We start from the raw sequence: 8,093 nt of genomic DNA, 5'->3' as shown, positions 1-8,093 counted from the left end.
CCTCAACGGCCCAGGGCCTGCGGCGCGCCGCCCTCGTCGGTGCCCCAGACGTCCTCGTCCTCGGCCAGCCATGTCGTGCGTTCCCTGTCCCCGCTCTCCGTCTGCGGCCTGCCCTCCCCCGCCCCGCCCATGGGGCCCATCGGCGGCATGAAGGGCGTGCTGCTGCTGGTCTGCGTGGACCTGGGGACGACGCGGTGCTCCTCGTCGCCGACGGTCTGCGTGGCGGCCGTGCGGCCGGATCGGCCGACCGCGGGCTCGATGACGGTCCTGGCGCGCTCGCCGGTACCGCCGCCGGCCTCGCCGCCCGCGCCGCGCGTCATCGGCGGGTACATCCCCGGCGAGCCCGCGCCGGTGCCGGAGCCGTCGGCGGAGGTGCCCGCCAGGGCGTCGCCGCCCTGCGGACGCCCGAGCGCCGAGGCGAGGTCGTCCTGGTTGTAGAGGTTGTCGCTGAACGCGGAGGAATAGGCGGAGCCGGACGAGCCCGCCGAGCCGCCCTGGTAGGGGGCGGAGAGGTCGGGGGGCTCGGGCAGGTCGGCGATGCGCTGCCTGATCTGCTCGTCGATGTCCTTGCCGTCGGAGCCGATCCTGTCGTACTCGGCCTGGATCTCGGCCATGCGCCGGTCGTAGTCGGCCTTGGCGTCCTTGCGGACCTGCTCGGCCTCGGTGCGCGCCTCGTCCCGGTCCGCCCGGGCGTCGGCCTTGGCCTGGTCGTACTCGCTCCTGGCCTCGGCCTCGGCGGCGTCGGCCCGTTCGACGGCCGTCTGTTCCGCGGCGTCGATCTCCGCGATCCGCCGGTCGTACTCCGCGCGGGCCTCGTCCTCGTCGGTACCGGCCGCGATCTCCCGCTCGTACTCCTGGCGTGCCCCGGCCCGTTCCTGCTCGGCGTCCTGCCGCGCCTGGTCGCGCTGTTCCTGGGCCTCGGCCTTCTCCTGCTCGTACTCCGCCCTCGCCGCGGTCTCCTGGCGGTCGGCGTCCTGGAGTGCGGCGTCGCGTTCGGCGCGGGCCTCGGCCTTCTGCTGCTCGTAGTCGGCCTGCGCGTCGGCCTTGGCGTTCTGGGCGTCCAGTCTGGCCTGCTGCTTCTCCTGCAATGCCTCGCGGCGGGCCTCTTCCTGCTGGGCCTCCGCCTGGGACCGCGCGTCGGACTGCTCCCGCTTGGCGGCTTCCTTCTCCTGCTCGGCCTCCGCCTTGGCCGCCTCCTGCTCGCGCTCCGCCTCGGCCCTCGCCTGAGCCTGCTCCTGCTTGGCCGCGTCCTTCTCGGCGGCGGCCTCCGCCTTCGCGGCCTCCTGCTCCTGCTTCGCCTCGGCCTGCGCGGCCTGCTGCTCGGCCTTCGCCTCGGCCTTCTCCTGCTCGGCCTGTGCCTTGGCGGCTTCCTGCTCGCGCTCCGCCTCAGCCTTCTCCTGAGCCTGCTCCTGCTTCGCCGCGTCCTTCTCAGCGGCGGCCTCCGCCTTCGCGGCCTCCTGCTCGGCCTTCGCCTCGGCCTTCTCGCGGTCCTGCTCCTGCTTGGCCGCTTCCTTCTCGGCGGCGGCCTCCGCCTTCGCGGCTTCCTGTTCCGCCTTGGCTTCGGCGCGGTCGGCCTCGTTCTGAGCGGCGGCGCGTTCCCGTTCCTTCTTCGCCTCGTCCTGCGCCTTCTGGTTCTGCGCGAGGACCATCGCCTGCTGCTCGGCGGCCGTCTGCTTGGCCTCGGCCTTCTCCTTCTCGGCCTCTTCCTTGGCGGCGGCCTGCTCGGCCTTGGCGTCGGCCTTCTCCTTCTGGGCCTCCTCCTTGGCGGCGGCCTGTTCAGCCTTGGCTTCGGCCTTCTCGCGTTCCTGCTCCGCCTTGGCCTCGGCCTTCTCCTTCTGGGCCTCCTCCTTGGCGGCGGCCTGCTCGGCCTTGGCCTCGGTCTTCTCGCGTTCCTGCTCCGCCTTGGCTTCGGCCTTCTCCTTCTCGGCCTCCGCCTTCTCGCTCTCCCGCTCGGCCTTGGCCTCGGCCTTTTCCTTCTCCGCTTCGGCCTTGGCCTCGGCCTTTTCCTTCTCCGCTTCGGCCTTGGCCTCGGCCTTCTCCTTCTCGGCCTCCGCCTTCTCGCGTTCCCGCTCGGCCTTGGCCTCGGCCTTCTCCTTCTCCGCTTCGGCCTTGGCTTCCGCCTTCTCCTTCTCGGCCTCCGCCTTCTCGCGTTCCCGCTCGGCCTTGGCCTCGGCCTTCTCCTTCTCCGCCTCCGCCTTGGCAGCCGCCGCTTCGGCCGCCGCCTTCTTCTTCTCCGCATCGGCCTCCGCGTCGGCGGAGATCTCGGAGAGGGGACGGTCGTCCTTGTCGGTGATGCTGGTGTCGAAGGCCTTCTCCGCGGCCTTGAAGGCGTTGTGGATGTCGACGATGGCCTCGGCGCCCGCCGTACTGAGCCAGTCCTGCACGGACTGCTCCCACCGACGCACCGCCTCGTCGGCGATCGCCTTCCACGTGGTCATCTCGCTCGGCTTGCCGTACGACTTGCCCTCGATGACGATGTCGTTCTGGAAGCCGTCGGTCGACACCACGTAGTTGTGCCACGTGGCGTACGGTCCGCCGCTGGACACCGTCTCGATGTCCGTCTTGTCGTACTGGGTGTCGAAGAGGGTCAGCCGGGCGTTCTGGAGCATGTCGTACAGCCAGCGCTGCGGATTGCTCTCGGCCTTCCACGCCTCCCAGGCGTTGTAGAGCTTCTGCGCCTGGGCGAGGAGAACGCCCTGGGCCTCGGCCAGCGCCCGGGCCGGCTCGGAGGTCACGGTCACTCCGTCGACGGTGACGGCGCTGTTGTCGCCGCCCTTGCCGTTGAGCTGGTCGGCGTACCCCTCGTAGTTCCGGGCCAGTTTGTGGATGAGCTCCTTGAAGATGGCGGCCGACGTGCCGTCCCAGGAGTCGCTGCCCTCTCCGATGTTCTCGGTGTCCCACTTGCCGACGGTGCCCGCGCTGTCCTCGAAGAACTTGACCACCCGGTCGAAGGCCTTGGCCGCTTCTGTGAAGGTGCGCAGGTCGACGTAGTCCGCGTCGTTCACCGGGTAGCCGCGGTTCTTGAACCCGTGGGTGGAGTAGGGCCACATGGTGAGCTGCGAGAGGGCGTCCTTGGAGCCGTAGACGTACCGGACCAGGGCGTTGGTGTTCCAGTCGAGCTTCTCGCCCTCTTTGTTCCAGCCGCCCTTGTCCTTCAGGCGGTCGCTCGTCTTCGTGTAGTCCGGGATCACGTCGTTCCCGCTCGGCGGCAGGGCCTGGCCGGACGCGAGGAAGGTGATGTAGGCGCGGTACCGGTAGAGGTACTTCCCCGCGGACACGTCCTGGGAGTCGTCGCTGGGGCGGTAGAACGGGATGGTGTAGTCGGTGTTGTGCGTCTTCCATCCGCTGGAGGACAGGAAACCCGGCGAGTAGTCAGGGCCCCCGCGCTTGTCCAGCCGGACGTGCATCAGCGGGATGCCGTCGTTACCCTTCAGATCATCGAACAACGTCTTCCGCTCCGGCAGGACATAGCCGGTGAGCAGGTCAACCGCTTTCTTCCAGTTGTCGTTGTTGTTGTCCTCGGGGTTGGCCATCGCCGAACTCCGTCACTCTTTCTCTTCGGTAGCACCCGGATTGTCGAGATCACTGTCGACATCCTCGAAGATGTCCATGAAATCGTCCGCGCTGATGTTCTCGAGGTTCTTCCCCTGGCTCTTGGCCAGTTCGTCGATGGTGTCCCACAACGCCTGTTCGAGGTCCTCGAAGAGGATCGTCTGATCCTCGAGGATGCGTACGACCTCTCCCGCGCCCTGCTGGATGACCTTGTTCAGAGCGCCCCCGCCGACCGCGCTGTTCTCACCGGCCATGAGACCGATGACGAGCGGCTTCGCGGAATCGATCGTCGTGGTCGAGATGCTGTCCGCGATGAACGAGATCGCCGGTCCGGCGGTCGGACTGTCCTTGAGGATGTTCTCCAGCGTCGTACGGAAGCCGTCGATCTGGTTGTTGATGAAGTTCTTCAGGAACGTGCTGTCGAGGACCGTGACGGCCACGAGATCACCCTTCCGTCACCGGCCGGCGTCAGCGGCCGCCGATCCTGATGTCGCCCCACCGCTGCGACAGGTTCTGCTCCGTGTAGCGGTAGTTCGAGGAGATGTCGGTGAGCAGACCGGAGTGGTTGGCGAGCAGGTTCTTGATGTTCTCGACAGCGTTGTCCCACTTCGCCTGGACATCGCTGTAGACGTCCCGGTCGTCACCGATCCAGCTGTTCCGGAGTTCGGCCAGTTCCATCTCCAGATTGGCCAGAATGCTCATGATCGCCTGGGACTGGCCGACCATGTCTTCCGAGGCGCCTTCGGCGTGGTTGTAGTCGACGTAGATGTAGCCGTCGGAGAAGTCCATCGGATTCCTCGATTCACCGGGAGAACTCAGGGGAGTTGAAGGGGTGCGGTGCGCTGGGCGCGTCGGGTCAGTTCGACGACGTGTTGGTGCCGTTGAGCTCGTCGAACACCTGCGTGGAGCGCGAGTACTCCGCGTCGATGGCGTCACTGGTGGACCCCTGCACGAGCCCGTGCTCCTTGAGGGTGCCGTTCAGCTCGTCCACCATCCGGTCCAGGTTGATCAGGATGGTGTCGACGTGCTCGTCCCACTGCTCCAGCAACTTCTTGTACTTGCCGCCGTCGACACCACCGTAGTTCGAGGCGAGATTGTGCGAAGTGGACTGGACGTCCTGCTGACAGCGCTGAACACCGGTGAATGCCTGTTCCAGCGCCATGATTCCGTTACGGGTCGCGTTTTCTTCGGACTGCTGCATGGCCATTGAGGAAACTCCCTTGGGGCGGAACTCACCGGGCTGCGGCTCCCATATCACCCTGTGGGCAGACAGAGCGCCCCCCGGCGAGCGGACCGACTCGCGGGGCCATGGGATGGCCAGATGCTATGCAGGCCTCAACTTGTTTGGCAATTGCCCGCGGAACCTCAACGCCCGCTATTTGCGGCTCAATTGAGCATTGACCCGGAATTCCTGCCGCTCAAGTGAGCGGCGTCGGGGAATGCGGTGGACAGATCGGGCAGCCGACACCGTCCACCGCAGGCCACCGGCTGCCCGGCTTAACGTGAGGTGACTTCGTGGACGCCAAGAATTTCCCTCCCGGACGACCACCGGCGGCCCCGGACACCGGCCCCGAACCGCCCCAGCCTCGGACTGCCCCGGCCCGGCCCCGGCCTCTCGTTTCCCTCCCGGCCGCTACCGCCCAGGGCACCGCAGTGTCACCCGTGCCGCGCCCTCGGACGCCGCCTCGGGGGTCAGGTCCGGGCCGCTGGGCAGCATGGCCAGCATCGGGGACGGCATCGTCCGCGCCTCGGTGCCCTCGTAGCCCAACGCCTTCACCGCCTCCTGGGACAACAGCCGGTACTTCACGCCCTCGTCCGTCACCAGGTAGGTGGTGTCGCCCAGTGCGCTGCCGCTCGCGCTCAACGCCCTGACCAGCGCACCCTTCCCGGCCCGCACCGCGATGGAGTCGACCTTCAGGCAGCCCGGTTCGGCCTCGGGGGCCGGGGCCTGCACGGCCGCGGGCAGGGCGCCCTCGGGCAGCACCGAGGTGCCCACCCGGACACCGGAGTCGGCGGAGTCGACCTCGGCGCAGGCCACGGAGCCGGTGCCGACGGTGACCGGCTTCGGGGGCCGTGCGGGCAGCTGCGCCGAGCCCGAGCCGCGCGCGTCGGGAGCGAGATGCCCGGCCAGGATGTCCGCACCGAGCGTCGCCACGGTCGCGGCGTCCCCGCCGTACGCCTTCTCGCGTGTGCGCGGGTCGCCCAGCAGAAGGGTGGCGCCGGTGTCGGTGAGAGGGACGAGACCCTCCTGCGTCAGCAGGTGGTAGCGGGCGGAGGAGCCGGGTACGTCGACTTTGAACAGCTGACCGATCCTGGTGCTCCGGCCGGCCAGTTCGGGACCCTTCCCGCCCCTGCCGGGTACGTCGGTGGGCGCGAGGTCGGGTCCCAGCGGGAAGGCGTCGAGGAAGGCCGCGGAGACGGGTCGCGGGACGACGTCGCCGTATCCGAGGGCCTCGGCCGCCTTCGCGCGCTCGTCCAGGCGCAGCCGGCCGCCCTGCCACAGCAGGTAGGTGGCGTCGTCCGGGCCGGTGACCAGCATGCCTTCGTTCCGGCCGAGGTGCCTGCCGCCCGGGACGTCCTGCGGGGCGTCGGTGCCGACGGCGAGCGTGGTGGTCGCCGTGACGACGCCCGTCGTCCGCGGGAGGATCCCGGAGCACACCAGCCACGGGGCGCGGTCCAGGTCGCCGGTGGCGGGCAGTGCCTCGGGTCCGTCGGGGATGCCGATGGGCGTGCCGTGCGGGGTGCCGGCCAGCGAGGACGTGCGCACGGTCGTGACGCCGACCTCGCCGCCGGTGACCAGGCGGGCCGAGGCGTAGTTGCGCACCGGGCGCAGCCGTCCGTCCAGGTAGAGGTACCGTGCGCCGGTCTGCTTGTCGACGATCAGGCTCTCCCCGGAGCGCCATGAGTCGTTGCCGCCGGGCCTGATGAGCCCGAAGACGAAGGCGCCGGCGCACACCAGCACGGCGATGATCACGCCGATCGCGGCGCCGCGGTTGGTGCGGCCCAGCGGGCTCTCCGGGGCATCCGGTTCGGCGCGCAGCATGGCCGAGGCCAGCCGCCCCATGACGAAGAGGTGCGCCTGTACCTGGTCGCGTTTGCTGTGCATGGTCGACGTTCTCCCGGGTCAGCCGTTGATGCCGCGGAGCCGGCCGTAGACACCCATCGACCAGAGCGTCAGCGGCAGGATGCTGATGGCGGCGAGTGAGTGCAGCAGTTCGGCCGCGCGCCCCCAGTACGGGACGAGTCGCCGTCCGGGCACGGTCCATGAGGCGATGGTGATCGCGGCGGCCAGCCCCATCAGGCCGGCCGTGAGGGTCAGCCGGTCGACCGGGGCCAGGGAGCGCGCGGAGACGAACAGCAGCAGGACCACGCCCCAGGCCCCGGCGGTGGTCAGCGCCAGCCGCTGCCATACGTTGCCCAGCCCCCGGCTGTGCAGGAGCAGCAGGAGCGAGAGCGCCACGACGGTGAGGACCTCGGCGAGGTCCGGCACGGCCATGAGCGCCACCTGACAGGGCAGACAGACCAGGCCGATGGCGCCGTAGAGGGCGGTCATCCAGCCGTCCGCCAGGGCGGAGCGCGCGTCGATGTCCGAGGAGGAGTACGGGTCGATGCCCTGCTGCAGTTGCTGGACGTTGGTCGGCAGGGGCGGCATCCGCATGCCGGCCAGCCGGAACGACAGGGTGGGGACGAACCCGCCGAAGAGCACCACCACGACGGCCACCACGCCGGCCGCCTGTTCCGGTGCCAGGTCCATCGTGATCAGGGCGGCACCGAGCGCGCCCGCCGCCGCGACGCAGGCCGCGCCGATGAACAGCGCGGGGTACACGCCGACCGCGGCCAGGGCGAGCACCGCGCCCGCACCGCCGGCCGCGGACGCCGCCAGTAGCCGGGCGCCGAGGACGGCCTCACCGTCGGCGCCGCCCAGGTCGCCGCCGGGGAGCAGCCAGCCCGCCAGGGCCAAGTAGGGGGCCGCCATCAAGCCGAGCACCGAGCCGGCTCCGGCGTCGCCGACGGCGCGGGAGGCGGAGCCGGCGCCGGCGATCAGCAGCAGTCCCGCGGCCGCGGCGGCGACGGCCCGTATCCACCCCGCCGTTCCCGGCATGGCCAGCAGCACGATGCCCAACGTCAGGGTGGCCGCGGCCAGTCCGCGCAGCAGGCGCCGGCCGGCCTCGGCGCTCCAGCCGTGCGGCCTGCGGCCCATGCCGTCGGCGATGCCGTCGACCAGGTCGTCGATGTGCACCTCGGGCAGCGCCTCGGTGCGCGGTCGCAGGTAAAGCTCCTCTCCGTCCCGCAGACCGAGGGAGTCCAAGGTACTCTCGGGATCGAGCGGTGGACCGCCGAGTCGTTGGATCACCCAACCTCCGTGTTCCAGGCCGGATTCCTCCAGGTCGTCCCCTCCGTAGCCGATCACTGTGGGCAGCAGATCGGCGACGGGGACGTCGGAGGGCACGGCCAGGTCGACGGTCCTGGCCGGAGCCCGTACGGTGACGCGGCACAGGCTTGCCGTCTGCATCTCAGTCATGGATTCGGGGTTCACACTT

6 protein-coding genes are annotated in these 8,093 nt (G+C 69.9%); all 6 read right to left on the bottom strand.

The window, feature by feature from the left end:
- Positions 1 to 2 precede the first annotated feature (2 nt).
- Positions 3 to 3,533 (bottom strand): AAWKG family protein, encoded by a 3,531-nt coding sequence (locus tag ACZ5XS_RS13865; protein WP_468650898.1) that lies wholly within the window; start codon positions 3,531 to 3,533, stop codon positions 3 to 5.
- A 12-nt stretch (positions 3,534 to 3,545) separates the two neighbouring features.
- On the bottom strand, positions 3,546 to 3,992 hold the full coding sequence (locus tag ACZ5XS_RS13860; protein WP_454314741.1) for a type VII secretion system-associated protein: 447 nt from the start codon (positions 3,990 to 3,992) through the stop codon (positions 3,546 to 3,548).
- Positions 3,993 to 4,020: 28 nt separating this feature from the next.
- Positions 4,021 to 4,341, bottom strand: a complete 321-nt coding sequence (locus ACZ5XS_RS13855) for a WXG100 family type VII secretion target (RefSeq protein WP_468650896.1) — start codon at positions 4,339 to 4,341, stop codon at positions 4,021 to 4,023.
- A gap of 67 nt (positions 4,342 to 4,408) precedes the next feature.
- Positions 4,409 to 4,759, bottom strand: a complete 351-nt coding sequence (locus ACZ5XS_RS13850) for a hypothetical protein (protein ID WP_468650894.1) — start codon at positions 4,757 to 4,759, stop codon at positions 4,409 to 4,411.
- A 426-nt stretch (positions 4,760 to 5,185) separates the two neighbouring features.
- Positions 5,186 to 6,658, bottom strand: a complete 1,473-nt coding sequence (eccB, locus tag ACZ5XS_RS13845) for a type VII secretion protein EccB (protein WP_468650893.1) — start codon at positions 6,656 to 6,658, stop codon at positions 5,186 to 5,188.
- An 18-nt stretch (positions 6,659 to 6,676) separates the two neighbouring features.
- The gene (gene eccD / locus ACZ5XS_RS13840) at positions 6,677 to 8,074 is read right to left on the bottom strand and encodes a type VII secretion integral membrane protein EccD (RefSeq protein ID WP_468650891.1); all 1,398 of its coding nucleotides are present in this window, start codon (positions 8,072 to 8,074) and stop codon (positions 6,677 to 6,679) included.
- Positions 8,075 to 8,093 lie beyond the last annotated feature (19 nt).

The organism is Streptomyces sp. NPDC033131 (assembly GCF_055578365.1).
Note: the sequence above shows the minus strand (reverse complement) of the source record. Positions and strands in the feature narration are given on the sequence as shown.